Annotated in this window: 27 protein-coding genes; 16 read left to right on the forward strand and 11 right to left on the reverse strand. The window is 59.5% G+C overall.

Annotated features, from left to right (window positions below; genetic code table 11):
- Positions 1-110 precede the first annotated feature (110 nt).
- The 7 genes from rplO (at position 111) to rplQ (ending at position 5,408) form a co-directional block, all read left to right on the forward strand.
- Positions 111-584 (forward strand): 50S ribosomal protein L15, encoded by a 474-nt coding sequence (gene rplO / locus ACR0J2_RS10500; protein ID WP_170613758.1) that lies wholly within the window; start codon positions 111-113, stop codon positions 582-584.
- Positions 585-693: 109 nt separating this feature from the next.
- Entirely contained in the window at positions 694-2,058 is a 1,365-nt protein-coding gene (gene secY / locus ACR0J2_RS10505) for a preprotein translocase subunit SecY (protein WP_170613756.1), read from the forward strand.
- Positions 2,055-2,699 (forward strand): adenylate kinase, encoded by a 645-nt coding sequence (locus ACR0J2_RS10510; RefSeq protein WP_480812522.1) that lies wholly within the window; start codon positions 2,055-2,057, stop codon positions 2,697-2,699. Before secY ends, ACR0J2_RS10510 begins: the two co-directional genes overlap by 4 nt.
- A 201-nt stretch (positions 2,700-2,900) precedes the next feature.
- On the forward strand, positions 2,901-3,269 hold the full coding sequence (rpsM, locus tag ACR0J2_RS10515) for a 30S ribosomal protein S13 (RefSeq protein WP_170613752.1): 369 nt from the start codon (positions 2,901-2,903) through the stop codon (positions 3,267-3,269).
- Positions 3,270-3,284: 15 nt separating this feature from the next.
- A complete protein-coding gene (rpsK, locus tag ACR0J2_RS10520) occupies positions 3,285-3,674 on the forward strand; it encodes a 30S ribosomal protein S11 (RefSeq protein ID WP_008757289.1) in 390 nt (129 codons plus the stop codon).
- A 114-nt stretch (positions 3,675-3,788) separates the two neighbouring features.
- Positions 3,789-4,805 (forward strand): DNA-directed RNA polymerase subunit alpha, encoded by a 1,017-nt coding sequence (locus ACR0J2_RS10525; protein ID WP_170678545.1) that lies wholly within the window; start codon positions 3,789-3,791, stop codon positions 4,803-4,805.
- 180 nt (positions 4,806-4,985) lie between these two features.
- Positions 4,986-5,408, forward strand: a complete 423-nt coding sequence (gene rplQ, locus ACR0J2_RS10530) for a 50S ribosomal protein L17 (RefSeq protein ID WP_170613748.1) — start codon at positions 4,986-4,988, stop codon at positions 5,406-5,408.
- Between the two features lie 68 nt (positions 5,409-5,476).
- Here rplQ and ACR0J2_RS10535 read toward each other — a convergent pair whose 3' ends face one another.
- A complete protein-coding gene (locus tag ACR0J2_RS10535; protein WP_480812523.1) occupies positions 5,477-5,608 on the reverse strand; it encodes a TAXI family TRAP transporter solute-binding subunit in 132 nt (43 codons plus the stop codon).
- 379 nt (positions 5,609-5,987) lie between these two features.
- On the opposite strand from ACR0J2_RS10535, the gene ACR0J2_RS10540 reads away from it, so the two are divergent.
- From ACR0J2_RS10540 to ACR0J2_RS10580, 9 genes are all read left to right on the forward strand, one after another.
- Positions 5,988-7,373, forward strand: coding sequence for a trypsin-like peptidase domain-containing protein (locus tag ACR0J2_RS10540; protein WP_480812524.1), 1,386 nt, complete (start codon positions 5,988-5,990; stop codon positions 7,371-7,373).
- A gap of 3 nt (positions 7,374-7,376) precedes the next feature.
- Positions 7,377-8,690: a replication-associated recombination protein A gene (locus ACR0J2_RS10545; protein ID WP_480812525.1), complete on the forward strand. Its 1,314-nt coding sequence runs from the start codon at positions 7,377-7,379 to the stop codon at positions 8,688-8,690.
- Between the two features lie 109 nt (positions 8,691-8,799).
- On the forward strand, positions 8,800-9,843 hold the full coding sequence (locus tag ACR0J2_RS10550) for an RluA family pseudouridine synthase (protein ID WP_170805987.1): 1,044 nt from the start codon (positions 8,800-8,802) through the stop codon (positions 9,841-9,843).
- The gene (locus ACR0J2_RS10555) at positions 9,840-10,511 is read left to right on the forward strand and encodes an HAD-IA family hydrolase (RefSeq protein WP_480812526.1); all 672 of its coding nucleotides are present in this window, start codon (positions 9,840-9,842) and stop codon (positions 10,509-10,511) included. The genes ACR0J2_RS10550 and ACR0J2_RS10555 overlap by 4 nt, the downstream gene beginning before the upstream one ends.
- Before the next feature lie 4 nt (positions 10,512-10,515).
- Entirely contained in the window at positions 10,516-11,223 is a 708-nt protein-coding gene (locus ACR0J2_RS10560; protein WP_480812527.1) for an ATP12 family chaperone protein, read from the forward strand.
- A 206-nt stretch (positions 11,224-11,429) separates the two neighbouring features.
- A complete protein-coding gene (locus tag ACR0J2_RS10565; RefSeq protein WP_170613734.1) occupies positions 11,430-12,446 on the forward strand; it encodes an amino acid ABC transporter substrate-binding protein in 1,017 nt (338 codons plus the stop codon).
- Between the two features lie 128 nt (positions 12,447-12,574).
- Positions 12,575-13,843: an amino acid ABC transporter permease gene (locus tag ACR0J2_RS10570; protein ID WP_170613732.1), complete on the forward strand. Its 1,269-nt coding sequence runs from the start codon at positions 12,575-12,577 to the stop codon at positions 13,841-13,843.
- 1 nt (position 13,844) lies between these two features.
- Complete coding sequence (locus ACR0J2_RS10575) at positions 13,845-15,200, forward strand: amino acid ABC transporter permease (protein ID WP_480812528.1); 1,356 nt, start codon at positions 13,845-13,847, stop codon at positions 15,198-15,200.
- Between the two features lie 12 nt (positions 15,201-15,212).
- The gene (locus ACR0J2_RS10580) at positions 15,213-16,004 is read left to right on the forward strand and encodes an amino acid ABC transporter ATP-binding protein (RefSeq protein ID WP_170613728.1); all 792 of its coding nucleotides are present in this window, start codon (positions 15,213-15,215) and stop codon (positions 16,002-16,004) included.
- 46 nt (positions 16,005-16,050) lie between these two features.
- On the opposite strand, the gene ACR0J2_RS10585 is transcribed toward ACR0J2_RS10580, so the two are convergent.
- From ACR0J2_RS10585 to ACR0J2_RS10630, 10 genes are all read right to left on the reverse strand, one after another.
- The gene (locus tag ACR0J2_RS10585; protein WP_480812529.1) at positions 16,051-16,548 is read right to left on the reverse strand and encodes a SixA phosphatase family protein; all 498 of its coding nucleotides are present in this window, start codon (positions 16,546-16,548) and stop codon (positions 16,051-16,053) included.
- Positions 16,545-17,228 carry a ferredoxin gene (locus ACR0J2_RS10590; RefSeq protein ID WP_480812530.1) on the reverse strand — a complete coding sequence of 228 codons (684 nt, stop codon included), beginning with the start codon at positions 17,226-17,228 and terminating at the stop codon, positions 16,545-16,547. Before ACR0J2_RS10590 ends, ACR0J2_RS10585 begins: the two co-directional genes overlap by 4 nt.
- Positions 17,195-17,989 carry a sterol desaturase family protein gene (locus ACR0J2_RS10595; RefSeq protein WP_480812531.1) on the reverse strand — a complete coding sequence of 265 codons (795 nt, stop codon included), beginning with the start codon at positions 17,987-17,989 and terminating at the stop codon, positions 17,195-17,197. The genes ACR0J2_RS10590 and ACR0J2_RS10595 overlap by 34 nt, the downstream gene beginning before the upstream one ends.
- 57 nt (positions 17,990-18,046) lie before the next feature.
- Entirely contained in the window at positions 18,047-18,910 is an 864-nt protein-coding gene (argB, locus tag ACR0J2_RS10600) for an acetylglutamate kinase (protein WP_170613723.1), read from the reverse strand.
- Positions 18,911-18,970: 60 nt separating this feature from the next.
- Complete coding sequence (yihA, locus tag ACR0J2_RS10605) at positions 18,971-19,624, reverse strand: ribosome biogenesis GTP-binding protein YihA/YsxC (protein WP_480812532.1); 654 nt, start codon at positions 19,622-19,624, stop codon at positions 18,971-18,973.
- Positions 19,621-20,358 carry an MOSC domain-containing protein gene (locus ACR0J2_RS10610; protein ID WP_170613719.1) on the reverse strand — a complete coding sequence of 246 codons (738 nt, stop codon included), beginning with the start codon at positions 20,356-20,358 and terminating at the stop codon, positions 19,621-19,623. The genes yihA and ACR0J2_RS10610 overlap by 4 nt, the downstream gene beginning before the upstream one ends.
- Positions 20,355-22,184 (reverse strand): membrane protein insertase YidC, encoded by a 1,830-nt coding sequence (yidC, locus tag ACR0J2_RS10615; RefSeq protein ID WP_480812533.1) that lies wholly within the window; start codon positions 22,182-22,184, stop codon positions 20,355-20,357. Before yidC ends, ACR0J2_RS10610 begins: the two co-directional genes overlap by 4 nt.
- A gap of 126 nt (positions 22,185-22,310) precedes the next feature.
- A complete protein-coding gene (locus ACR0J2_RS10620) occupies positions 22,311-23,852 on the reverse strand; it encodes an EAL domain-containing protein (RefSeq protein ID WP_480812534.1) in 1,542 nt (513 codons plus the stop codon).
- Between the two features lie 70 nt (positions 23,853-23,922).
- Positions 23,923-24,816: a tRNA 2-thiocytidine(32) synthetase TtcA gene (ttcA, locus tag ACR0J2_RS10625; RefSeq protein ID WP_170613714.1), complete on the reverse strand. Its 894-nt coding sequence runs from the start codon at positions 24,814-24,816 to the stop codon at positions 23,923-23,925.
- Positions 24,817-24,860: 44 nt separating this feature from the next.
- Positions 24,861-26,477 (reverse strand): acyl-CoA dehydrogenase family protein, encoded by a 1,617-nt coding sequence (locus ACR0J2_RS10630; RefSeq protein WP_480812535.1) that lies wholly within the window; start codon positions 26,475-26,477, stop codon positions 24,861-24,863.
- Positions 26,478-26,538: the final 61 nt, after the last annotated feature.

The following is a 26,538-nucleotide window of genomic DNA, read 5'->3' on the forward strand; positions in this document are numbered from 1 at the left end:
ATCGGGCCTATACGCCTGCGGTGGCCTTGCGCCATACGAATCAAAAACCAAGAAATGCCGTGTTTGGCCCATCACGCTTCGGGGGCCACATCCGGCTTAGGAGAAGCGAAATGAAACTGCACGAACTGCGCGACAATCCTGGCGCCACACCGAAACGCACCCGCGTTGGCCGTGGTCCCGGTTCCGGCAAAGGTAAAATGGGTGGCCGTGGTATCAAAGGCCAGAAATCCCGTTCGGGTGTGGCCATCAATGGCTACGAAGGCGGCCAGATGCCGCTGTACCAGCGCCTGCCCAAGCGCGGCTTCAGCAAGCCGAACCGCAAGGAATTCGCCGTTATCAACCTGGGCCTGATCCAGAAGTTCGTCGAAGCCGGCAAACTGGACGCCAAGGCTGCGATCACCGAGGACGCACTGGTTGCTTCCGGTCTGGTGCGCCGCAAGCTGGACGGCATCCGTGTTCTGGCCAAGGGCGAAATCAGCGCCAAAGTGAACCTGGAAGTCACCGGTGCTTCGAAAGCTGCCGTTGAGGCAGTTGAAAAAGCGGGCGGTTCACTGACGGTCACAAAAGCCGCTGCGGCAGAGTAAGCGCTTGTGAGCGGGCAAAGACCCGCTTACATAGACCTCAGAGTTTTCCAAGACGCCGCCCGAGCCGGAAAACGGTTCCGGGCGGTGTTTTCATAAGAGAGACCGATTTATGGTATCAGCAGCAGAACAAATGGCAGCCAACACAAGCTGGGCTGCCCTTGGCAAAGCCACCGATCTGCGCAACCGCATCCTGTTCACGCTGGGTTTGCTGATCGTCTATCGTCTGGGCACCTTCATTCCGGTGCCGGGGATCGACGGTCAGGCGCTGCGCGAGTTCATGGAGCAGGCGGGGCAGGGCATCGGCGGCATGGTTTCGATGTTCACCGGCGGGGCGCTTGGGCGGATGGGCATCTTTGCCCTCGGCATCATGCCCTATATCTCGGCCTCGATCATCGTACAGCTGCTGACCTCGATGGTTCCCGCGCTCGAACAGCTCAAGAAAGAGGGCGAGCAGGGGCGCAAGAAAATCAACCAGTATACCCGTTTCGGCACCGTGGCGCTGGCCACGGTTCAGGCCTATGGCCTGGCTGTTTCGCTGGAATCGGGGGATCTGGCGACCGATCCGGGGCTCTATTTCCGTATGTCGACCATGATCACGCTGGTTGGCGGCACCATGTTCCTGATGTGGCTGGGTGAACAGATCACCGCGCGCGGCATCGGCAACGGTATCTCACTGATCATCTTTGTCGGCATCATCGCCGAAGTTCCGGCCGCACTGGCGCAGTTCTTTGCCAGCGGACGCAGCGGTGCGATCAGCCCCGCCGTGATCATTGGTGTAATCGTAATGGTCATCGCCGTGATCACCTTTGTGGTGTTCATGGAGCGGGCCCTGCGCAAGATCCACATCCAGTATCCGCGCCGTCAGGCTGGCATGAAAATCTATGAAGGCGGTTCCAGCCATCTTCCGGTAAAGGTGAACCCGGCCGGCGTTATCCCGGCAATCTTCGCAAGTTCGCTGCTGCTTCTGCCGGTGACGATCTCGACCTTCTCGTCGGGTGCGGCCAGCGGTCCTGTGATGTCGTGGTTGCTGGCGAATTTTGGCCCCGGTCAGCCGCTCTACCTGCTGTTCTTTGCATCGATGATCGTGTTCTTCGCATATTTCTACACGTTCAACGTGTCGTTCAAACCGGACGATGTGGCGGACAACCTGAAAAAGCAGAACGGCTTTGTTCCTGGCATCCGTCCGGGCAAGAAAACGGCAGAGTATCTGGAATACGTGGTCAACCGCGTTCTGGTACTGGGTTCGGGCTATCTGGCGGCGGTCTGTCTGCTGCCTGAAATTCTGCGGGGCCAGTTCGCCATTCCGTTCTATTTTGGCGGCACCTCGGTTCTGATTATCGTCTCTGTGACCATGGACACGATCCAACAGGTCCAGAGCCACTTGCTGGCGCACCAATACGAAGGGCTTATCGAAAAGTCCCAACTGCGCGGCAAAGGCAAGAAACGCGGCAGGAAGGGACCATCTCGTCGATGAACATTATTCTTCTTGGCCCCCCCGGGGCAGGTAAAGGGACGCAGGCGCGTCACCTGGTCGAGACACGCGGCATGGTGCAGCTGAGCACCGGCGACATGCTGCGCGAAGCGAAAACCTCGGGCACCGAGATGGGTAAAAAAGTTGCCGCGATCATGGACGCGGGCAAACTTGTCACCGACGAGATCGTGATCGGTCTGATCGAAGAGAAACTGACCACCGAAACAGGGGCGGGCTTCATCTTTGACGGGTTCCCCCGCACCCTGGCGCAAGCCGATGCGCTGTCGGCATTGCTGGCCAAACTGGGCCAGTCGCTGCACACCGTAATTGAGATGCGCGTCGATGACGAAGCGTTGGTATCCCGGATCACGGCACGCTCGACCTGCGGTGGGTGTGGCGAAGTCTATAACGACATCACCAAACCAATCCCGGCGGATGGAAAGTGCACCAATTGCGGCAAGGAAAATGTTTTCCAGCGTCGCGCGGATGACAACGAAGACAGCCTTCGTACGCGTCTGATGGAATACTACAAAAAGACCTCGCCGCTGATTGGCTATTACTATGCCAAGGGTGATCTGCGGCCGGTCAATGGCCTGGCTGAAATCAAAGAAGTGACAGCCTCGATCGAGGCCATCCTGGGCTGATTTCAGGTTGGGGCTTGACGGCCCCTTCAAAAGCCCATATCGACCCCCATCCCTATAGGGAATCAAGACCGCAGGCGGGATTCGTTCCGTTTGCCCCGACCACCTCAAATAATGCTGGACCCTCTGGCGGCACTGCCACGGTCAAGCGTTGTGAAAAAAGGTTCTGGAGTTACGGAACCGCAACGAAAAGGAAAGTGACACGTGGCACGTATTGCCGGCGTAAACATCCCGACTGCAAAGCGGGTACCAATCGCCCTCACATATATCACCGGTATCGGAAACACCTCGGCGCAGGCCATCTGCGAAGCCGTGGGCATCGAAGCGCACCGTCGCGTCAATGAACTGTCCGACGCTGAAGTTCTGGCCATCCGTGAACACATCGACGCCAACTACACCGTCGAAGGTGACCTGCGTCGTGAAGTTCAGATGAACGTCAAGCGCCTGATGGACCTGGGCTGCTACCGCGGTCTGCGTCACCGCCGCAACCTGCCGGTTCGCGGTCAGCGTACCCACACCAATGCTCGTACCCGCAAAGGCCCCGCAAAGGCCATCGCTGGTAAGAAGAAATAAGGGAGGGTCTGACTGATGGCACGTGACAAGACTCGCGTTAAGCGCAAAGAGCGTAAGAACATCGCATCGGGCGTTGCCCATGTGAACTCGACCTTCAACAACACCAAGATCCTGATCTCGGACGTACAAGGCAACGCCATCTCGTGGTCGTCTGCCGGTACCATGGGCTTCAAGGGATCGCGGAAATCGACCCCCTACGCCGCTCAGATGGCTGCGGAAGACGCAGGCAAGAAGGCGCAGGAACATGGCGTCAAGACGCTCGAAGTCGAAGTTCAGGGCCCCGGTTCGGGTCGTGAATCGGCTCTGCGCGCACTGGCTGCAGTGGGCTTCAACATCACGTCGATCCGCGACGTGACACCGATCGCTCACAACGGTTGCCGCCCGCCGAAGCGCCGCCGCGTCTAAGCGATTTTGAATTTGTCTGGGGCTGTGTTTCTGCACGGCCCCAGCACGTCATTTTGAACCTCGGGCGTCTGCACCTTGTTGGTCATGGGGCGCGGACAGGAATGGAGGGATTACATGATCCACAAGAATTGGGCAGAATTGATCAAGCCGACCCAGCTGGAAGGCAAGCCGGGCAACGATCCCGCGCGTCAGGCGACCCTGGTTGCCGAACCGCTGGAGCGTGGCTTTGGTCTGACCCTGGGCAACGCACTGCGCCGCGTCCTGATGAGCTCGCTTCAAGGTGCGGCCATCACCAGCGTCCAGATCGACAACGTATTGCACGAGTTCTCGTCCGTGGCGGGCGTTCGTGAAGACGTCACCGACATCATCCTGAACCTCAAGCAGGTCGCCCTGCGCATGGAAGTCGAAGGCCCCAAGCGCCTGTCGATCAATGCCAAAGGCCCCGCTGTCGTCACCGCTGGCGACATCAGCGAAAGCGCCGGCATTGAGGTTCTGAACCGCGATCACGTCATCTGCCACCTGGACGATGGCGCCGACCTGTTCATGGAACTGACCGTCAACACCGGCAAGGGCTACGTCTCGGCTGAAAAGAACAAGCCGGAAGACGCACCCATCGGCCTGATCCCGATCGACGCGATCTATTCGCCGGTCAAAAAGGTTGCTTACGACGTTCAGCCGACTCGTGAAGGTCAGGTTCTGGACTACGACAAGCTGACCCTGAAGATTGAAACCGACGGATCGATCACTCCGGATGATGCGCTGGCCTTTGCCGCGCGTATCCTGCAGGACCAGCTGTCGATCTTCGTCAACTTCGACGAGCCGGAATCGGCTGGCCGCCAGGACGAAGACGACGGTCTGGAATTCAACCCGCTGCTGCTGAAGAAAGTGGACGAGCTGGAGCTGTCAGTCCGTTCGGCAAACTGCCTGAAGAACGACAACATCGTCTATATCGGCGACCTGATCCAGAAGACCGAAGCCGAGATGCTGCGCACCCCGAACTTCGGCCGCAAGTCGCTGAACGAGATCAAAGAAGTGCTGTCCGGCATGGGGCTGCACCTCGGCATGGATGTCGAGGACTGGCCGCCCGACAACATCGAAGATCTGGCGAAGAAATTCGAAGACGCCTTTTAAGGCGGTGCCGGGCTGAAGCCCGGCCTACTTCAGACTACATCGTAGGGCGGGCTTCAGCCCGCCACGCGAAAGACAAATGCCCGGACGACCGGGGACAACAAGGGCACTTCCGCTCCAAGGAGAGCCGGTGACACGCATCGCCGGCCAGACAAAGCAAAACGCGAAAGAAGGAACAAGAAAATGCGTCACGCACGTGGTTACCGCCGCCTGAACCGTACTCATGAGCACCGCAAGGCGCTGTTTGCGAACATGGCTGGCTCGCTCATCGAGCATGAGCAAATCAAAACGACTCTGCCGAAGGCAAAAGAACTGCGCCCGATCATCGAAAAGCTGGTCACGTTGGGCAAGCGCGGCGACCTGCACGCCCGCCGTCAGGCAGCTTCGCAGCTGAAAGAAGACAAAGACGTCGCAAAGCTGTTCGAAGTTCTGGGCCCCCGCTATGCCGAGCGTCAGGGCGGGTATGTCCGCATCCTGAAAGCTGGCTTCCGCTATGGCGACATGGCACCGATGGCGATCATCGAATTCGTTGATCGTGACGTCGACGCCAAAGGCGCGGCTGACAAAGCCCGCGTTGCCGCCGAAGAGGCTGCTGACGAAGAATAAGAAAGCCAAGCTTTCTGATCTGAACCCCCGTGTCCCGGACGCGGGGGTTTTTCGTTTTGAAGGCTGGGTTATTTGACCCACCCGCGCTCGCGGTAATACCGGGCGGCACCCGGATGCAGCGGGGCGGGCAGGCTGTCGCGGATCATATCCGACGGTTGCAATCCATTCAGCGCGGGATGTTTTCGCGCCAGCTGCGGCAAGTTTTCTGTTGGCCGATCTGTCGACCGGGCGCGGCATTTGTAGCCACCGGTTCCTTGCGCAAAGGAGCTGCAGAGCAGATCGCCGACATGGAAATAGTAACCCCTTTTCCGTCAGCCCGATCGTCATCCGGGTGTCCGCAGTCTGAGACACAGGCGCGATGAGTCCGAGGAACGCCGTCAGCATCATGGTGGAATGTTTGGGCAATACAGGCCTTTTCAGGCGGAAGGTCTTGAACACGATAAATCTGTTCCTGTTGGTGTGAACTGGCCGACCATTTCACCGGTTACAACCTTGGTTAATATATCGGAGGCCTTAACGCGCTTGCATTCCCGGCACGGGCCTCGCATATCCGAAGGGCAGTTAATCGACGGAAAGATCATGCGGAAAACTTTGTGTTCACTGCTGCTGGCAACTCTTGCCGTTACAGCTCATGCCGAAACGAAAGTACCGACTTCGCAGGCCGAAATAAGCCTGGGATTTGCCCCGGTGGTCAAACAGGCTGCTCCGGCCGTCGTTAACATCTACGCCAAGATCGTAACGCAAGGCCGTGCCAATCCGTTTTTCTCGGACCCGTTCTTTCAGGAGTTCTTCGGCAGAGGATTTGCCGAACCGCAGCCGCGGGTTCAGAACTCGCTGGGGTCCGGCGTCATTCTGTCTGCGGACGGCTATGTTGTGTCAAATTACCATGTTGTCGGCATGGCGACGGAAATCCGTGTGGTGACAACGGACCGGCGCGAGTATTCAGCGCAAGTGGTTCTGGGCGATCAGGAAAGCGACATTGCCATTCTTCGGCTGGAAGAGGCCGCTGAACTGCCGCATCTGAACTTTCGCAATTCCGATCAGGTCGAGGTGGGCGAACTGGCGCTGGCCATCGGCAATCCGTTTGGCGTGGGTCAAACCGTATCGTCCGGCATAATTTCCGGGCTGGCACGAACCGGAACAGCAACGGGAAATGCGCGCGGGTACTTCATCCAGACAGACGCTCCGATCAATCCGGGTAACTCCGGTGGGGCGCTGATTGACGTGAACGGTGATCTGATCGGGATCAACACGTCGATCCTGACCCGGTCGGGCGGGTCCAACGGCATTGGCTTTGCCATTCCAGCAAATCTGGTTGCCGAATTCCTGCGGCAGGCGAAGTCCGGCAACGAGAGCTTTGTCAGCCCTTGGGCCGGGATGGCGGGCCAGCATATGAGCGCCGATATCGCCGAATCGCTGGGTCTCGCCATTCCACTGGGCGTGGTGATCTCGGACCTGCATGACCTCAGCCCGCTGGCTGCGGCCGGATTGCGGGTTGGCGATGTTGTCACCCATGTTGACGGGGATGAGGTAAATTCGCCTGCCGAGATGAAATTCCGGATGTCGGTTGCCGGTGTCGGCGGAACCTCGGTCCTGACCCGTCTGCGCGGAGACAAAAGCGCGGATGTGAAAGTGGATTTGGTCCGCGCTCCGGACAGTCCGCCCGCCGATGAGACCACGTTGGATGACAAAACCGTTCTGCCCAACCTGACCGTCGCCCGGATCAATCCCGCACTGATCTCGCAGTTGGGATTGGTGCTGTCACAGACCGGCATTGTTGTGGTTGATCCGGGCTCATTGGGAGCACGCGCCGGTTTGAGGCCCGGAGACGTCCTGAGCAGCATCAATGACACTGAGATTGAGCAGCCCGGCGATGTCGTCGAGGCGCTGACTGACCCCGGGCGCCGGGTGCAAATGAACGTTCAGCGCGGTGGACGCGCGGTTTCGTTGCGGTTTCGGCTCTGATCCGTGAGTGATTTGTTCGATACTGGGGCACCCGAGCCCGCAACCGCGCCGCATCGCCCCTTGGCGGACCGGCTGCGTCCCAAGACGCTGGGTGAGGTGATCGGACAAGAGCAGGTGCTTGGCCCGGACGCGCCCCTGGGCGTCATGCTGGCCGCTGGCAGCCTGTCGAGTTTGGTGTTCTGGGGGCCACCGGGGGTAGGCAAGACCACGATTGCGCGGTTGCTGGCACAAGAGACTGATCTGCATTTTGTCCAGATCAGCGCGATTTTCACCGGTGTTCCGGACCTTAAAAAAGTGTTCGAGGCAGCAAAGATACGGCGTCAGAACGGGCAGGGCACCCTTTTGTTCGTTGATGAAATCCATCGGTTCAACAAGGCCCAGCAGGACGGGTTTCTTCCGCATATGGAGGATGGCACGATCCTTCTGGTCGGGGCGACCACGGAAAACCCTTCGTTTGAACTGAATGCGGCTGTTCTCAGCCGTGCACAGGTGCTGGTGCTCGAACGGCTGAGCCTTGCCGATCTGGAACGTCTGACGCAGCGGGCCGAAAAAGAGCTTGATCGCGCCTTACCCCTGACGCCTGCCGCCCGGGATGCATTGCAGGAAATGGCGGACGGAGACGGGCGCGCGTTGCTGAACCTTATTGAGCAGGTTGCGGCGTGGAAGGTCGACGGACCGCTTGACCCGGAGGCGCTGTCCACGCGGTTGATGCGGCGTGCCGCGAAATACGACAAATCGGGGGACGAGCATTACAACCTGATCTCGGCCCTGCACAAATCAGTTCGCGGTTCGGATCCGGATGCGGCGCTGTATTGGTTTGCACGTATGCTGACCGGGGGCGAGGATCCAAGGTATCTGGCCCGCCGGATTACCCGGATGGCGGTTGAGGATATCGGGCTGGCCGACCCGCAGGCGCAGTCGATTTGCCTGCATGCGTGGGAGGTGTACGAGCGGCTGGGCTCTCCGGAAGGAGAATTGGGCCTGGCGCAGGCGCTGGTCTATCTGGCGCTGGCGCCAAAATCGAACGGGGCCTATGTCGGCTACAAGGCGGCGATGCGTCTGGCCAAACAATCCGGCAGCGAGCCGCCGCCAAAGCACATCCTGAATGCGCCCACGACACTGATGAAGGACCAGGGCTACGGGGCTGGCTATGCCTATGACCATGATGCCGAGGATGGATTCTCGGGCCAGAACTACTTTCCGGAAACGATGAAGCGGCCGATGCTTTATCAGCCGGTCGAGCGGGGATTCGAGCGGGAACTGAAAAAGCGGCTGGACTATTTCGCAAAGCTGCGCGCGCAGCGGAACGAGAGCTAGGGCTGGCTTGACTCTTGCTGCTTTGCGCGCGACAGACGCGCATGTTTTCTAACACACTGACATCGGTGAAATCCGGCCGGGCCAGTCGCGCGGTGCAAGGGGCAATGGCATGAGTGGCGTACAGATGATCACCGTCGCAGAGGACGACAGCGACCAGCGGCTGGACCGTTGGTTGCGCCGCATGTTCCCGCATGTTGGGCAGGGCCGTATCGAAAAGATGTGCCGCAAGGGCGAGCTGCGGATTGATGGCGGTCGGGCCAAGGCCTCGACCCGGCTTGAAGCCGGGCAGGTCGTGCGGGTTCCGCCCTTGCCGGACGCTGATCACAAGCCGGTTGAGGTCAAACGCCGGATCTCGGATGCCGACGCAAAGATGATCCAATCCTGCGTGATCTACCGCGACGATCACGTTCTGGCCCTGAACAAACCCCATGGATTGCCGGTGCAGGGCGGCAGTGGTCAGACCCGCCATGTCGACAGCCTGTCCGAGGCGCTGCGGTTCGGCTATGAGGAAAACCCCCGTCTGGTACACCGTCTGGACAAGGACACCTCGGGCGTTTTGCTTTTGGCAAGAACGCGCGAAGCGGCCAAGGGTCTGACAGCCGCGTTCCGTCACCGCGACACGCGCAAGATTTACTGGGGCCTGGTCGCCGGGGTGCCGACTCCGTATCTGGGGGAGATCAAAACTGGTCTGGTAAAAGCCCCGGGCCACGGCAAGAAAGGTGAAGGCGAGAAGATGATCGCCGTTCACCTGAATGACCTTGACGGTACACCGGGCGCGAAGCGGGCGCATACCTTATACGCGACGCTGTACCGTGTTGCCGGGCGCGCTGCGTGGGTTGCCATGGAGCCCGTTACAGGCCGGACCCATCAGCTGCGCGCGCATATGGCCGCCATCGGGCATCCGATCATTGGCGATGGCAAATATGGCGGTTCGGGTCAGGAAAACCTTGGCGATGGCTGGGGCGCGCAATTGGGCGGGATTATCAGCAAAAAGCTGCACCTGCATGCCCGGCAGGCGTCGTTTGAACACCCGGTGACGCGCAAGACCATCACCGTCAAGGCCCCGTTGCCGGATCATATGAAACACAGCTGGGATACCTTCGGCTGGACCGAGGATCTGGCCTCGGACGATCCGTTTGAGGATTTGCAATGACCTCACCATTGCGGCTGGTCCTTTTCGATGTCGATGGTACGCTTGTCGACAGTCAGGGAAGTATCATCTCGGCCATGACCGCCAGTTTTGACGCTTTGGGCCTGACTGTGCCGGATCGTTCCGCGATCCTGTCGATTGTCGGGTTGTCGCTGCCGGTCGCTCTGTCCCGTCTGGCGCATGATCACCCGGTTTCGGTTCAGGAAAAACTGGTGGATGGATACAAGGAAGCCTATCACGACCAGCGCCTGAGGCAGGGTGCTGCAAACTCGCCCCTCTACCCCGGTGCCCGGGAGGTGCTGGAGGCGCTGCACGACATACCCGAGGTCTTGCTGGGGGTCGCCACCGGAAAGTCGCAACGCGGGCTGGATGCGTTGATCGAGGCGCACGGTTTGGAGCGGTTCTTTGTCACCCGTCAGGTGGCAGATCATCACCCTTCGAAACCGCATCCGTCGATGATCGATACAGCGCGCGCGGAAACCGGTGTCGACCGGCGAAATACGGCCATGATTGGCGATACCCGCTTTGACATGGATATGGCCAGCGCGGCTGGCGTGACAGGTATCGGTGTGGCCTGGGGATACCACGACACCGCAGCACTGGAACACGCTGCGCAGGTGATCGAAACCTTTGATCAGCTGCCTCCGGCGCTGCACAGTATTTGGGGATGACGGTATGAGCGACTGGAAACCAAAACGGTTCTGGACCGAAAGCGCGGTGGCTGAAACCGAAGAAGGCTTCACCGTCGAACTGGACGGGCGTCAGGTCAGAACCCCGGCCAAGGCGGCGCTGGTTCTGCCGACGCACGCAATGGCAACCGCTGTGGCTACGGAATGGGACGCGCAGGAAAAAGAGGTTGATCCGACCTCGATGCCGTTTACCCGATCGGCAAATGCGGCAATCGACAAGGTCCGCCATCAGCATGCCGAAGTGGCCGACATGCTGGCCGACTACGGCGATTCGGACTTGTTGTGTTACCGTGCCACGCACCCGCTGGAGTTGCAGCAGCGGCAGGCAGGGCAATGGGATCCGGCGCTGGACTGGGCGGAAAAGACCTTATCCGCGCGGCTTGTATCCTTCGAGGGAGTTCTGCATCAACCGCAATCCAACGATGCGCTGGCGACTCTGCGGCGGCAAGTTCATGAGCTTGGTGAGTTTCAGCTTGCCGCGTTTCACGACCTTGTGAGCCTGTCCGGGTCCTTGATTCTGGGTTTTGCCGCAGCGCGGAATTGGCGCAAACCGGACGAGATATGGCGCATTTCGCGATTGGACGAAATCTGGCAGATCGAGCAATGGGGTCAAGACGACGAGGCGCACGAAGCCTCGGAGGTCAAGAAATCCGCCTTTTTACACGCCAAACGCTTTTTCGATCTATCGGTTTGATCCTTCAAAGACAGTATTTTAGTGCGTCGCGCCCGGCCGCGCGGCGTCTGATATCGTTTTCGCTGATCCAACCCTTGACGTTTGTTTATGAATGCGACCAAACTCGTGGCCACTAAAGGGGAGACACCTTTGGGGTAACCTTTCCGGCAAAATGCTGCCGGACAGAACCGCCCCCGAGTGGGGCGGACAATCAGGAAGAGGTAAAAATGAAAAAATCCGTAATCTTGGGCGTGGCGACGATTGCTGGCCTGGCTGCTGGCGCCGCCGCGGCAGGAACCGCAGATGACGTCAAGGCACGCGGCAAACTGAACTGTGGCGTGGCCACCGGTGTACCCGGTTTCGCCAGCCCGGACGCCAATGGTGAATGGCAAGGCTTTGACGTGGCCGTGTGCCGCGCCGTAGCAGCCGCCGTTCTGAACGATCCGACTGCAGTTGAGTTCATTCCGACCACCGGCAAGACACGCTTTACCGCGCTGGCTTCGGGTGAGATCGACATGCTGGCCCGGAACACCACATGGACCTTCAGCCGTGACGTCGACCTGAAATTCGAATTCGTCGGCGTCAACTACTATGACGGTCAGGGTTTCATGGTTCCCAAGGCACTGGGCGTAAGCTCGGCCAAGGAACTGGACGGTGCGACCGTCTGCATTCAGACCGGCACCACAACCGAGCTCAACCTGGCGGATTTCTTCCGCATCAACAACATGAGCTACGAGCCGGTTCCGATCGAAACCAACGCCGAAGCGCAGCAACAGTATCTGGCTGGTGCCTGTGACGTCTACACCACCGACGCATCAGGTCTGGCTGCCACCCGCGCCACATTCGAGAATGCCGGTGATCACGTGATCCTGCCGGAAATCATCTCGAAAGAGCCGCTGGGTCCGCTGGTGCGTCACGGCGACCACGAGTGGGGCGATGTTGTCCGCTGGACTCTGAACGCGCTGATCGCAGCCGAGGAAATGGGCGTGACATCGGCCAATATCGATGAAATGTCCGCTGGAACCGACAATCCGGAAGTGAACCGTCTGCTGGGCAGCGAAGGCACTCTGGGTGAAATGCTGGGTCTGGACGCTGAATGGGCCCGTCGCGCCATCAAGGTCGGCGGCAACTACGGCGAAATCTTTGCCAAGAACATCGGTGAGGAAACCCCGATTGGCCTGGCACGCGGTCTGAACGCACAGTGGATCGAAGGTGGCCTGCTGTACGCACCGCCTTTCCGCTAAAATCCACGGAAAAGGGCGCAGGGCAACCTGCGCCCTTTTTCAATCAATAAGAAACACGCCCGGAAACGTCCGAGCAGAGATCAACTCTGCCGACAAAAGACCGGGATGCACGGGGATAAACATAGGTCATGACGACTCTCACTGACCCGCCGAAGGAGCAGTTCCGGCTGTCCATGCTCCTTTACGATACGCGGTACCGATCTGCGACCATTCAGGTCATTGCTATGATCGGTTTCATGCTTCTGGCAGCCTGGATTATTAACAACACCATTCAGAACCTCGAAACGCTGGGCAGAACAGTCGGGTTCGACTTTTTCGCCGAACCAGCCAGCTATGACATCAACCAGCGCCTGCTGGAATATGACTCGCAGGATACCCATCTGCGCGCGGCCTTTATCGGGCTGCTGAACACGCTGGTTGTTGCAGTTCTGGGCTGTATCACGGCAACAATCATCGGTGTCATGGTTGGTGTTCTGCGTCTGTCGAACAACTGGCTGATCGCGCGGATTATGACGGTTTATGTCGAAATGTTCCGCAACGTTCCGGTCCTGCTTTGGATCGTGTTCGCTATGGCGATCCTGATTGAAAGCCTGCCTGCGCCGCGCGCATTCCGGGGTGAAAATCCAGAAGCCACGATGGATCTATTCGGCACTGTTGCTGTGACCAACCGCGGGGTCTACATCCCCGAGTTTCTGTTCTCGCGCAGCCTGGGCGACATCCACCTGTTTGGGACATCAAGCCTGCGTTTTGACGTCTCGCTGGATCTGATCGCTTTCCTGATCGTGCTTGGCGGCAGCATCTTTGCCATGCGCAAAGTGTCGGCCTGGGCCAATGCCACGCAGGAAAAGACCGGTGACCGTCCGACCATCTGGTACATCCAACTGGGCCTGCTGTTTGTGCCATCGGCCATCCTGCTGGGCGCGCTGGGCTTCCATCTGGGCTATCCCGAGCTGAAGGGCTTTAACTTCACCGGCGGCACCCACCTACGGAACTCGCTGATCGCCCTGTGGCTGGCCCTGTCGCTGTACACTGCGGCTTTCATCGCCGAGATCGTTCGCGCCGGTATTCTGGCCATCTCGAAGGGTCAGACCGAGGCCGCATCCGCACTGGGTCTGCGCCCGGGCCGGACCATGCGTCTGGTGATCCTGCCGCAGGCGTTGCGGGTGATCATCCCGCCGATGATCTCGAACTATCTGAACCTGACCAAGAACTCGTCGCTGGCGATCGCGGTCGGATATATGGACATCACGGGGACGCTGGGCGGTATCACCATGAACCAGACCGGCCGCGAGCTGGAATGCGTTCTGCTGCTGATGCTGGTCTACCTGACCATCTCGCTGAGCATTTCGGCGGTGATGAACTGGTACAACAACCGTGTCAAACTGGTGGAGCGGTAATATGAGTGATGTTTCATTTGTCCGCACGGAAATGTTGCCGGAACAGGCACCACCCGCATCCGAGGTCGGTGTGCTGGGATGGATCAGGCACAACCTATTCTCAAGCTGGCTGAACGCCATCCTGACGCTCATCTCGCTGTTCTTCATCTACTATGTGCTCTCCAACATCCTGTCATGGACGTTCGAATCTGTTTGGAACGCCAATTCCCTGTCGGAATGTCGTGAGATCATGATGGCGACCTGGGGCGATACTCATGGTCATGCCTGCTGGGGCGTGATCAAGGACCGGTGGCTGCAGTTGCTGTACGGTTTTTATCCGCCTTATCCGGCGCACCCGGACGCGACATGGTCTAATCCGCCTGAATCGGGTGGCTGGCCGGCCTATTTCCGGCCGAACCTGACCTTCATCCTGTTGTTGGTTGCGATTGCGCCGGTGTTGTTCACCAAAGTGCCGCGCAAGCTGTTGATCGTGACGGCGGCTTATCCGTTCCTGCTGCCTTGGCTGATGTGGGGCGGGTCGATCTGGGGACCGCTGATGGTCGCTGCCGGGTTCGCAATCGGTTATTTCGCCTACAAGGTTGTGCTTCCAATGGCGGGGTCCCTGACGGCGTTAATCCTTGCAGTCGCGCTGCCCATTCTGTGGTGGTTGTTTGCTGCTGGCGCAGTTGCTGACGCGGTCGACTCTGTCATTCCAATTGGTATAGCGACTGTCGAAAGCCGCGACTTTGGTGGTTTCATGCTGGCGATCCTGCTGGGTGTTGTGGCCATTGGCGTCTCGCTTCCCATCGGCATCGTGCTGGCGCTCGGTCGTCAGTCTGATCTGATGATCGTCAAATATCTCTGCGTGGGCTTTATCGAGTTTATTCGGGGCGTGCCGCTGATCACCCTGCTGTTCGTGGCCTCGCTGCTGCTGAACCTGTTCCTGCCGCCGGGGACCAACTTTGACATCATCCTGAGGGTGATGATCATGATGACCCTGTTCTCGGCCGCTTATATGGCCGAGGTGATCCGGGGTGGTCTGGCGGCGCTTCCGCGGGGTCAGTACGAAGGGGCTGACAGTCTTGGACTGAACTACTGGCAGGCGCAGCGGCTGATCATTATGCCGCAGGCACTGAAAATCTCGATCCCGGGCATTGTGAGCACGTTCATCGGTATCTTCAAGGATACGACACTGGTTTCGATCATCGGTCTGTTCGACGTGATCGGTCTGACCAACGGCATCCGCGCCGATACCGCCTGGAACGGCGTCTACTGGGAACTGTTTGCCTTTATCGGCGTTCTGTTCTTCGTCGTCTGCTTCTCCATGTCCCGTTATTCCATGTATCTGGAGCGCAAGCTTCAGACTGGCCATCGTTAAGGAGTTCAACACATGTCTGAACTTGCAATTGACCGTGAAATCGATCGCTCGAAAATGCAGGTGAGCGACGAGGTCGCCATCGAAATCACCAACATGAACAAATGGTACGGGGCCTTCCACGTGCTGCGCGACATCAATCTGACCGTCAATCAGGGCGAGCGGATCGTGATCGCGGGGCCTTCGGGGTCGGGCAAATCCACCCTGATCCGCTGCCTGAACGCGCTGGAGGAACACCAGCAGGGCAAGATCGTTGTGGATGGAACCGTTCTGTCGAATGACCTCAAGAACATCGACAAGATCCGGTCCGAGGTTGGCATGGTGTTCCAGCACTTCAACCTGTTCCCGCACCTGACCATTCTGGAAAACTGCACGCTGGCCCCGATCTGGGTGCGCAAGACGCCCAAGAAAGAGGCCGAAGAGCGCGCGATGCATTTCCTGGAAAAGGTCAAGATTCCGGAACAGGCCGACAAGTATCCCGGCCAGCTGTCCGGTGGTCAGCAGCAGCGTGTGGCGATTGCCCGCTCGCTGTGCATGATGCCTCGGATCATGTTGTTCGATGAACCGACATCGGCGCTGGACCCCGAGATGATCAAAGAGGTGCTCGACACCATGATCGAGCTGGCCGAAGAAGGCATGACCATGCTGTGTGTGACCCACGAGATGGGCTTTGCCCGTCAGGTCGCCAACCGCGTGATCTTTATGGATGCCGGCCAGATCGTGGAACAGAACGAACCGGAAGAGTTCTTCAACAACCCCAAAAGCGAGCGGACCAAGCTGTTCCTCAGCCAGATTCTGGGGCACTGAACCTGCAAATAATTCCGGAAAAAGGCGGGGTCTGGCCCCGCCTTTTTCAGTTCAACAGTTCGCGCGGGATTGCGAAGCCCAGGACCTTGCCGCTGTGCCGCTGCAAGCCTCTCCAGGTGTTGATGTCAAATCGAATAACCGTCGTCGCGCAGGTGGGATAGTCGTAGAACCGCACATGGTCCGGTGGGTATTTAACAATCTGATCCGCAAAGGCGGCAATACCGGGATTATGACCCAGCAACAGTACGGTGCGTCCGGTCGCCTGTTGCAATACCTTCATCATTTCAGCGGGATCGGTCAGATACAGGTCGCGGGTGAAGGTGGTCCTGGCAGCAGTCAGCCCCATCCTGTCCCAGGTTTCGCGGGTCCGAGTGGCCGAAGAACTCAGAACTTCATCCGGAAGCCAGGCGTTTCGTGACAGCCATTTCCCGACGACCGGGGCTGATTTGCGCCCGCGCTTGTTCAGCGGGCGATCATGGTCGTTGCTCAGCGGATTGTCCCAACTGGACTTGGCGTGACGGGTCAGGATCAGGGTGCGGGTCATGATGGGTGAAAGGCCTTCATATGATGCGCAGATTGTTCTGCCAGCCGCCCGGCACCCGCACTTAGCGGGCAGGCAAGTCGCGCGAGACAACCGCCAGCCATGCAGGTCTGGCCTTCTGGCGTAGTCAGGTGTGCATGGCAGGTGTTGACGTCGTAGAAGCTGTGGGTGGACAAAGCGCCAACCGGGCAAGCCGACGTGCAGGGGGCATGGCAGGTGGCGCAGGGGCTTGGCCCTTCGGCGGCAGGTATCGGGAACTCATCGGCAAAATGCAGCGCACCGCGGAACGAGATCATCATGCCGACGGCGTCATGCACCAATGCGCCAACCGGACTTTGAAACGTGCGCCCGGACTTCAAGGCCCAGTCGATGAACGGTGTGTAGGGCGGCCCGCTGAACGGATAGTACGGCGTGGCACCCAGCGCGCCAGCCATCGCGCCGACAACCCGCAAGGACCATCTGTCGACCGGGTCCGCCTGCCCATCCGCCCATTCGGGCGACGCCTTCAAAACCGGCCAGAATGTCTGCGCCGCGCCCAGCAGGATCAGGGTGCCGCCATCCAGCTGCTTGGCGCCGCTATGCCGGGGGTGCTGCGCACCCATCACGACCAGGCCCGACCGATCAGCGGCTGCTCTCACGTCGGAGTATGTCACTTGCGCCGAAACGGCAGTGTCAAGCTCCATCCCAGCCGGGTTGGTTGTTCGTCCCGCCATTGCAGTCCCACCTTCATCCTGTCATGCCCGTCACCTGGCTGCGCCACATAGGTGCCCATCAATCGATCCCAGACCGACAGCGCAAAGCCGTAATTGCTGTCATGTTCTTCCCTGTGCACCGAATGGTGAACCCGGTGCATGTCAGGCGTCACAAGAACCCTACGCAACACCGCGTCCACGGCAAGGGGGAGTTTGATGTTGGAGTGATTGAACAGCGCGGTTCCGTTCAACAGAACCTCGAACAGAACAACGGCAAGTGCACTGGGACCCAATGCATAAACCAGCGCTATTTTCAGTATCATGGACAGTGCGATTTCGATGGGATGAAATCGCACGGCGGTTGTTACATCCATGTCCCTGTCCGCGTGATGCACCCTGTGCAGCCGCCAGAGGATCGGCACCTTGTGCGTCACCAGATGCTGCAGCCAGATTGCATAGTCCAGAATCAGCACGCTCAGAAGAATTTCCAGCCATCCGGGCCAGGCGGTCCTGTTGAAAAGCCCAATCCCGTGATGACTGGCGTCCACCGCCGCCCCAACGGCCAGCAACGGGACCCAGATTGCCATAACCCTCAGTGTCAGGGTGTTGAGAAGCGTTATGGCAAGATTGGTTTGCCAGCGCCGTCGTTTCGAGCAATCTAGCGAACGTCTGGGTGCAAATGTTTCGGCAATTGCGAAAACCGCAAAAAGCCCAAGGAAAATTCCCAGCCGAATAATGGATTCGTGCTCCATATATTCACATTCAGGCATATTAAAGCCCGAGACAAGACCGGGAAATTCACATAGGCGTCAGTCCGGCCGGATCAGAGAGCCCGCACCGTGTTCGGTGAACAATTCCAGCAATACGGCATTTGGGGCACGGCCATCCAGGATGACAACCGCCCGAACGCCACTGTGCAGCGCGTCCAGAGCGGTTTCCGTTTTTGGGATCATGCCGCCGGCAATCGTGCCTTCGCGGGTCATCTCGCGGATCTGTCCGGCTTTGAGTTCGGTTACCACCTCTCCGGCTGCATTCTTGACGCCGGATACATCGGTCAGCAGCAACAGTCGATCCGCCTTCAGGGCCGACGCGATGGCTCCGGCAGCGGTATCGCCGTTCACGTTGAAGGTTTCACCGTCTTTGCCTGCTCCGAGCGGCGCAATCACGGGGATTACATCATGCGAGAAAAGATCATGCAGCAGTTTGGGATTCATCTCGGATGGTGTGCCGACGAAGCCCAACGAGGAATCCGTCTGCTCGCAAACCATCAGATTGGCGTCCTTGCCGGACAGCCCGACCGCCGTTCCGCCCTGACGGTTGATGGCCTGCACGATCCGTTTGTTGACAAGGCCAGACAGCACCATCTCGACGACTTCGACCGTGGCCTTATCGGTGACCCGCTTGCCATTCACGAAATCCGACTGGATGTCCAACTGATCAAGCATCGCGTTGATCATGGGTCCGCCACCATGCACGATGACCGGGTTTACCCCGACCTGCCGCATTAGCACGACATCGCGGGCAAAGCTTTCCATCGCCTCGTCGCTGCCCATGGCGTGACCGCCCAGTTTGATCACGACGATCGCGCCGTCATACCGCTGCAGGTAGGGCAGTGCGCTATTCAGAGTGGCGGCGGTGGCAATCCAGTCCCGGTTCATGTCTCGTGTCTTCATGGCTTAGGTCCTTCTGGCGAACCGTGTTAGGGCCTTTGGACGGTGCTGCCAAGGGCGAGGCTACTCAAGATGTGCAATGATCGAGCGCAGGGTCGGTATTCCGTCCCCTTTCTCGGAGGAGGTCAGCACAATCTCGGGGTAGGCGGCAGGGTGTTTAGACAGGGCGGTGCGGACCTGATCCAGCACCTTCTCACGCTCCTTGGCCTTGACCTTGTCGGCCTTGGTCATGACGCATTGAAAGGTCACGGCGCTGGTATCCAGCAGCTTCATGATCTCGTCGTCCACAGGTTTTACTCCATGGCGCGAGTCGATCAATACAAAAGCGCGGCGCAGGGTTTGACGTCCGCTGAGGTACTGTTTCAGCAGTCGCTGCCATTTCTCGACTACTTTGACCGGCGCGTTGGCATAACCGTAACCGGGCAGGTCAACCAGATAGAGGTCGGGCCCTTGCGTGAAAAAGTTGATCTCCTGCGTGCGGCCGGGCGTGTTCGATGCGCGCGCCAATCCCTTGGTCCCGGTCAGCGCGTTGATCAGGCTGGATTTCCCCACGTTCGAGCGGCCCGCAAAACACACCTCAAGCCGGTCGGGGGCGGGCAGGCCGTCCATGGCAACCACGCCTTTGACGAATTCGGACGGGCCAGCAAACAGCTTGCGCCCGGTTTCCTGCGCAAACGCATCCGGCGCGTCCGCCATTGGAAAAGGAAGCGTGCTCATACCGGTTCTACCTTGTCGCCGACACGGATATCTCCGCCCTGGATAACTTCGGCGTAGACGCCAAAATCCTGATGATCCCAAGCGTTCAGGGCGCCCAGCGTGTCTGCATCCCGCGTGCCGGTTTCCGGGTTGGCGGTCGTGGCCAGACAGCGCGTGATACGTTCCCGAACGCGCAGAACGGCCTGACCGATGCGAATGTCGCGGTTCAGCCAGTCAAACTCTTCCCACAGGGGCAGCCCGTCGAACCAGATGTTGCCGCGCCAGCGGACAAGGGATAGATCCTGCCCCAGCTTCTGCTCGACCGCCCGGTGCGAGGCCATATTGCACAGGCTGATCGAGGGGAAGTCACTGTCGGTCATTCCCCGTCCCGGAACCCGGATAATCCGTGCCGACGCAGCCCTGTCGACGGGCATCAGCGGTTTGACCCAGTCCAGAAAATCATCCTGCTGCGTGTCGGGATCGAAGCTGATCTCGGGGCGCCGCGGGTGGTTGAGCGTCACGGTGCCGCCGTTCATCCGGGCCGATATGGCCGCCAGTTGCGGGGCTTTGGAGCAGCGGCTGAAATTGGCACAGGGCGCCCATTCCGAACCATCGGCTTTTGACGCCTCGTGTGCGACGGCCCAAACGCGATCCCCGGGCATTGTCTGCCCGGGGGTCACGGTTACATCACTCAGGCTTTCCCGCCCGTGACTTTTGATTGGATGCCGCCAGAGGCTGGTGACAGACCCGCTCATTTGTCATCCGTCTTCGGGGTCCGCTTGAACCCGGACTTGATGTTGCCGAACACGTCCGGCGTGTAGCCCTGGCTGCGCATGATCAGGTACTGCTGCGTGAACGTGATCGTGTTGTTCGCAATCCAGTAAACCACCAGGCCGCTGGCAAACCCGCCCAGCATGAACATGAAGACCCACGGCATCCAGGCAAAGATCATCGCCTGTGTCGCATCCGTTGGTGCCGGGTTCAGTTTCTGCTGCAGCCACATCGAGATACCCAGCAGCAATGGCAAGATACCGATGAAGATCAGCGCCATCAGCGTATCAGGCTGCGGTCCGGCCCAGGGCAGCCAGCCAAAGAAGTTGAAGATCGAGGTCGGGTCCGGCGCGCTGAGGTCCTGGAATGGGCCAAACCAGGGGGCCTGACGCAGTTCAATGGTGACAAAGATCACTTTATACAGCGAGAAGAAGATCGGGATCTGCATCAGGATCGGCAAACAGCCAGCGGCCGGGTTCACCTTTTCCTTTTTGTACAGCTCCATCATGCCCTGCTGCATCTTCTGACGATCGTCGCCGGCAGCCTCTTTCAGGGCCTCCATCTGCGGCTGAAGTTCCTTCATCTTGGCCATCGAGACGTAGGACTTGAACGCCAGCGGGAACAGGATCGCTTTGATGATCAGGGTCAGGCCGATGATCGACCAGCCCATATTGCCGATCAGCACATTGATATTGTGCAGCAGCCAGAAGATCGGCTTGGTCAGGAAGTAGAACCAGCCCCAATCGATGCTGTCCACGAACTTCTGCACACCTTCCGCCTGATATTCGCGGATGGTTTCCCATTCCTTGGCGCCTGCAAACAGGTGGGTGGTGACTTCCTCGGTCGCGCCGGGCGCAACGGACAGGGTCGGCAGTACGGTTTCGGTTTGATAAATCTTGCGGCGCGCGTCGTATTTTGCCGCCGCCTTGAAGGCCGAACCTTCAGCCGGGATCAGCGTGGTCATCCAGTAGTGATCGGTAAAGCCGACCCAGCCACCTTCCTTGATCTGAAAGACTTCGGCTTGCGCGCGTTCATTCGGATCAATGTCAAAATCGCGGACATCGCCATAATCGATCTCGTCCAGAACGCCGTCCGCCATGACCATGACGCCTTCGTGCAGGATAAAGAAGTTCTTCAGGCCCGGCAGGTCGCCATCCTCACCCATCCCGTGGCGCGCCAGAATGCCATAGGGGGCCATGCCCACTTCAGACTGCGTGGTATTCTCGACCGATTGCGTGACCGAGAACATGTAGTCTTCATCAACCGACACGGTGCGGCGGAAGATCAGGCCCTTACCGTTGTCCCAGACCAGCGTGACCGGGCTGTCGACGGTAAGCGTGTCGCCTTGCTCAGCCGACCAAAGCGTGTTCGGCCCAGGGACATCCGCACCGGCAACGCCCGCCCCGGGCGCCCAGCCATACAAGGCGTAATAGGCAGAATCGGACCCGACGGGCGAAAGCAACTCAACGATCGGGGCGCCTGCTTCGATCGAGACCTTGTAGTCTTTCAGAAACAGCTCATCGATGCGCCCGCCGGCCAGGGACATGCTGCCAGACAGGCGGGGCGTGTCGATCTGAATGCGCGGGGCCTCGGTATCGGCTTGTGCTTCTTCGGTGACAGCAGATGCATCGCCGACGGCTGTGTCACCCGCTGCGCTCGGAGTCTGAAGCTCACTGCCCTCGGAGGCGCTGACTTCCACCTGATCCGGTGTCGGCGCCTGTTCCGGGGGTGGGAAAAGGACGAACCAGATGAGGATCACCAGAAAGCTGAGCGCGGTTGCGAGGATGAGATTCTTGTTCTGATCGTCCATCTGGGACAGCCACCTTGAGCTGGGAAACACACCGGAGGTGTTCAACAGAGTGCAGCCCCAAAGGTCAAGTGGAATCGCCCGTCAATTTGCCACCGGAAGGGATTGCGCCTTGCAAAATCCCGGATTTCATCCGGTTTGCCGTCCTATCCCGGGAACCTTGTTCACTTTTGCGCGGTGCGAAGCGATCCAGTCGAGCGTCTGCTCGAATGGCATCGGTTTGCCAATTCCGAACCCCTGCACATGATTGCAGCCAAGCTGCGCCATCAGGGCATGCTCACCCGGGGTTTCCACCCCTTCGGCCAGGGTCTCCAGGTTCAGCCGTTCCGCCATCGTCACGATGGCACTGGCCAATTGTTGCTGACCGGGATCCCGATCGGATTTTGTCACAAAGGACCGGTCGATCTTGATCCGCGAAACATCAAAGCGCTTGATGGACGCGATCGAGGCATGACCGGTGCCGAAATCATCCAGATCGATACAGCACCCCAGCGCGGCCATTCCGGTCACATTGCGGGTGATGACGTCATCGGGGCGTTTGGCAAATACCGTTTCGAGGATTTCGACCGCAAGCCTGTCCGGTGTCAGGTCAAACTGGTCCAGTTCCCATTTCAGGCGATCCATGAGCCCCGGGTCGCGGAGTTCATCGGACGAGAAATTGATACCGATCCGTGGAATCACAACGCCAGCCCGGTCCCAGGCCTGCATGGCAGTGAACGCATGGTGGCGCATCGCATGGCCTAGCCGTTCCATCAGTTCCGCCTGCTGGGCAAAGGGTAGAAACACCTGCGGGCCCAACACACCTTTTTGCGGATGCTCCCACCGGGCCAGTGCCTCAAAACCGGTGACGCGCCCTGTGTCCGTCGAGATTTGAGGCTGAAACCAGGGGCGAATTTCACCATTGTCCAACGCTGCCTCGAAATCCTTGCGCAGGTTTGTGCGGATCCGGGACCGGCGGCGCGTTTCGGCGGAATAGGCCCGAATGGTCGAAGGGCCGTTTCTTTGTGCTTCGGCAAGTGCGGCGTTCGCCGCCTCGATCCCGTCGGTTGCGTCGCCGTCGAAGTCATGAGGCATCAGGCAAAACCCGATCGAGCACGAGACGTAAAGCCCGGCACCATTCAGCATGATCGGTTCTTCGATTGCAGTTTGGATGCGGCCGGACATCTGAATGCAGGATTCCAGGTCAAGATGCGGAGAGGTCCCAAGACCCAAAGCGATTTTGTCTCTGCCGTCTCGGGTCACGATGTCCTTGTTCCGGATCGTGGACAAGGTCCGGCTGCAGGCCAGTTCGGCGATATGAGCCGCCGCCGCCTGCCCGTGCAGGTCTAGCAGCGACCCATAGTCATCCAGTGAAATCACGAAACAGGCCGAGCTTTCCATATTTTTCCTCGCCCCATCCAGAAGGAGCCCCAACCTGGTACGAAACACCTGTTCCGGCATCATCCCGCCAGAGTTGTCGCGAAGTGAATTCCCGATCGCAGGCCAGATATTTGCGGCGCTTGCTCCGGCAAGGATCAGGGGCAAGCCCAATGCGACGATCAACAGCACTTGCTCTCCGCCGATCCAGAAGGCTGCAAGGCTGAGTGCCGGTATGAAGGCCAGTGCGGAAGGGCCGCTCAGGCCCGCGACAATCCTGTTGAGGACTCGTTTAAAGATCAATCGGTTCCGCATTGGTTCTAACGGCCTTCAGCTTGGACTCAGCGCGCAAGCCCAACCGTAGGAAACCAAACTGAGTCAGTCGTTAACGCAGGCGCGGAATTTCGTCCGATTTTTCGTTTTTTTGACCCGGATCAAGCGAAAGATTCGCGAAATCGAACAATTTCGGGTCCAGCAGATGCGAGGGTCGCGCGTTTGTCAGGGCTCGGAACATCACCTGACGCCGGCCGGGGCTGTTCTTTTCCCACTGATCGAGAATCTGTTTCACCTGTTGGCGCTGCAAGCCGTCCTGACTGCCGCAGAGGTCACAGGGGATGATGGGATAGTTCATGGCGGTTGCGAATTTCGCGCAATCGGCCTCGGCCACATGGGCGAGGGGGCGGAAAACGAACAGGTCGCCCTCTTCGTTGACCAGCTTAGGCGGCATGGTGGCCAGACGCCCGCCGTGGAAGAGGTTCATGAAGAAGGTTTCGAGGATGTCGTCACGGTGATGACCCAGTACCACGGCAGAGCAGCCCTCTTCGCGGGCGATGCGATATAGGTTTCCGCGGCGCAGGCGTGAACACAGCGCACAATAGGTGCGGCCCTGCGGAACCTTGTCCATCACGACGGAGTAGGTGTCCTGGTATTCGATGCGGTGAGGAACTCCCATGCGTTCCAGAAACTCGGGTAGAACAGTGGCGGGAAAACCCGGCTGACCCTGATCCAGATTGCAGGCCAGAAGGTCGACCGGCAGCAGTCCGCGCCATTTCAACTCGTGGAGAACCGCAAGAAGGGTATAGCTGTCCTTGCCGCCTGACAGGCAAATCAGCCAGCGGGGCGGTTTGCCATCCTTGTCATGGGCGGACGGGTCCACCATCCCGTAGTGCTCAATGGCCTCACGGGTCTGGCGCACGATGCGCTTGCGCAGCTTTTTGAACTCGGTGGTCGAGGGCGCACCAGCAAAAAGCGGGTGGATATCGTCAGCTTCGTCAAACATGGGCTGCCCCTACAGCAGTTGCGGCAACCGGGCAAGTGGGCGGGTCAGCCCAGACGCGCCAGCAGGGCGTCGGTGTCCAATCCTGTGACCGATCCCGGGATGCGACCGCTTTCACCTGACAGACGCGTGGCAATGAAGCCGTCGGCAACTGGGCCGGGGGCATGTCGCACCAACTGCGCCGCCGCCAACAAAAGTGCTGTACGCTCGGCGAACCACCGTGCCTCTGCCTCGGGTGGCAGGTCGGGCCAACGGTCGCGATGCGCCTTCAACGCTGCGTCATAGCCCCGGTCTGCACCTCTTGCGGCGTCCAACTCGGCTTGCAGTACCTCGGCGGCCAGCGGTTCTCTGATCAGGGTGCGCAGAATGTCGAGGCAGATCACGTTGCCTGACCCCTCCCAAATGCCGTTTAGCGGGGCTTCCCGATAGAGCAGGGGCAGAGGGGTATCCTCGACATAGCCCATGCCGCCCAGCACCTCCATCGCCTCGACCACGACAACCGGACAGCGCTTGTTGTTCAGGAATTTGGCCAGTGCGACGCTGATGCGGGCAAAGGACCTGTCTTCGGGCGACCTGCCTTCGAATGCCTTCGCAACCCGCATCCCCAAAGTTAGAGCGCTCTCCCAATCCAGTGCCAGGTCGGCCAGCACGGCGCGCATCAGGGGCTGGTCGATCAGACGGCGCTGAAACGCGGTTCGGTGGCTGACCCAATGATGTGCCTCGGACAGGGCGGCACGCATCAGTCCGGCCGGAGCCATGGCAGTGTCCAGCCGGGTGTGGTGCACCATTTCGATGATGGTCTGAACGCCAGCGCCTACGTCGCCCAGCTGATAGGCCAGCGCGTCGTGGTATTCGATTTCGGCAGAGGCGTTGGATCTGTTGCCCAGCTTATCCTTCAGACGCATCAGATGGATCGCGTTGCGCTCGCCCTCCAGCCAGCGGGGAACAAGGAAACAGGTCAGCCCACCCGGCGTCTGCGCCAGCGTCAGGAAGCCGTCCGACATCGGGGCCGAGCAGAACCATTTGTGACCGCGCAGACGCCAGTGACTGCCGTCGCGGGTGGCAATGGTGGTATTGGCGCGCACGTCCGAGCCACCCTGTTTCTCAGTCATCGCCATACCCAATGTGGCGCTGGCTTTTTGGTCGATCGGGCGCGTCGACGGATCATAGCTGTGCGCCATGAGATTTGGGCGCCAGACCGAGGCGATCTGCTGATCGACCTCAAGCGCCGGGATCGCCGCATAGGTCATGGTCATCGGGCAACAATGCCCCGGCTCGACCTGTCCCGCCAAGTAGACCATGGCTGCGTGGGTGGCGTGCCCACCCGGCTGACCGTCCCAGGCCATTGCGGCGTAACCGGCGGACTGGCTGACCTGCATCATCTGGTGGTAAGCGGGGTGAAACCGCACCTCGTCCCGACGCCGACCGCCCTGATCGAATACCCGGAGTTCGGGCGGCTGCCGGTTGGCTTCGCGCCCCAACTCTCGTGTTTCGGCACGTCCAAGTGTTTCGCCGAAAGCCGCCAAAGGCGCTGCGCGCGCGCCGGACATGTTCACCGTGTCTCGAAGCACCGGATCGCAGGCCCACAGGTCAAAGTCACCACGAACTTGCGGTTGGTTGTGGACGGTGTGCGTGGGCAGAGTGCGGCGTGCGTCTGGTGGCATCAGAACCTCGGGTTGGACTGATCCGAATGTTGAGCGCAGGTTCAACCGGGTCAAGTCTGAC

The sequence above is a fragment of the Ruegeria sp. CG4 genome (assembly GCF_056537185.1).

Bases quoted from the DNA above. Each gene is read 5' to 3' on its own strand.
- ACR0J2_RS10610 (WP_170613719.1), bottom strand. From the start codon at position 20,358: ATGAGCGGGTCTGTCACCAGCCTCTGGCGGCATCCAATCAAAAGTCAC.
- ttcA (WP_170613714.1), bottom strand. From the start codon at position 24,816: ATGTTTGACGAAGCTGACGATATCCACCCGCTTTTTGCTGGTGCGCCC.
- rplQ (WP_170613748.1), top strand. From the start codon at position 4,986: ATGCGTCACGCACGTGGTTACCGCCGCCTGAACCGTACTCATGAGCAC.
- ACR0J2_RS10550 (WP_170805987.1), top strand. From the start codon at position 8,800: ATGAGTGGCGTACAGATGATCACCGTCGCAGAGGACGACAGCGACCAG.
- yihA (WP_480812532.1), bottom strand. From the start codon at position 19,624: ATGAGCACGCTTCCTTTTCCAATGGCGGACGCGCCGGATGCGTTTGCG.
- ACR0J2_RS10555 (WP_480812526.1), top strand. From the start codon at position 9,840: ATGACCTCACCATTGCGGCTGGTCCTTTTCGATGTCGATGGTACGCTT.
- ACR0J2_RS10510 (WP_480812522.1), top strand. From the start codon at position 2,055: ATGAACATTATTCTTCTTGGCCCCCCCGGGGCAGGTAAAGGGACGCAG.
- ACR0J2_RS10540 (WP_480812524.1), top strand. From the start codon at position 5,988: ATGCGGAAAACTTTGTGTTCACTGCTGCTGGCAACTCTTGCCGTTACA.
- ACR0J2_RS10525 (WP_170678545.1), top strand. From the start codon at position 3,789: ATGATCCACAAGAATTGGGCAGAATTGATCAAGCCGACCCAGCTGGAA.
- ACR0J2_RS10580 (WP_170613728.1), top strand. From the start codon at position 15,213: ATGTCTGAACTTGCAATTGACCGTGAAATCGATCGCTCGAAAATGCAG.
- ACR0J2_RS10590 (WP_480812530.1), bottom strand. From the start codon at position 17,228: ATGGAGCTTGACACTGCCGTTTCGGCGCAAGTGACATACTCCGACGTG.
- ACR0J2_RS10630 (WP_480812535.1), bottom strand. From the start codon at position 26,477: ATGCCACCAGACGCACGCCGCACTCTGCCCACGCACACCGTCCACAAC.
- argB (WP_170613723.1), bottom strand. From the start codon at position 18,910: ATGAAGACACGAGACATGAACCGGGACTGGATTGCCACCGCCGCCACT.
- ACR0J2_RS10585 (WP_480812529.1), bottom strand. From the start codon at position 16,548: ATGACCCGCACCCTGATCCTGACCCGTCACGCCAAGTCCAGTTGGGAC.
- rplO (WP_170613758.1), top strand. From the start codon at position 111: ATGAAACTGCACGAACTGCGCGACAATCCTGGCGCCACACCGAAACGC.
- ACR0J2_RS10560 (WP_480812527.1), top strand. From the start codon at position 10,516: ATGAGCGACTGGAAACCAAAACGGTTCTGGACCGAAAGCGCGGTGGCT.
- ACR0J2_RS10565 (WP_170613734.1), top strand. From the start codon at position 11,430: ATGAAAAAATCCGTAATCTTGGGCGTGGCGACGATTGCTGGCCTGGCT.
- ACR0J2_RS10595 (WP_480812531.1), bottom strand. From the start codon at position 17,989: ATGGAGCACGAATCCATTATTCGGCTGGGAATTTTCCTTGGGCTTTTT.
- ACR0J2_RS10575 (WP_480812528.1), top strand. From the start codon at position 13,845: ATGAGTGATGTTTCATTTGTCCGCACGGAAATGTTGCCGGAACAGGCA.
- secY (WP_170613756.1), top strand. From the start codon at position 694: ATGGTATCAGCAGCAGAACAAATGGCAGCCAACACAAGCTGGGCTGCC.
- ACR0J2_RS10570 (WP_170613732.1), top strand. From the start codon at position 12,575: ATGACGACTCTCACTGACCCGCCGAAGGAGCAGTTCCGGCTGTCCATG.
- rpsK (WP_008757289.1), top strand. From the start codon at position 3,285: ATGGCACGTGACAAGACTCGCGTTAAGCGCAAAGAGCGTAAGAACATC.
- ACR0J2_RS10620 (WP_480812534.1), bottom strand. From the start codon at position 23,852: ATGCGGAACCGATTGATCTTTAAACGAGTCCTCAACAGGATTGTCGCG.
- yidC (WP_480812533.1), bottom strand. From the start codon at position 22,184: ATGGACGATCAGAACAAGAATCTCATCCTCGCAACCGCGCTCAGCTTT.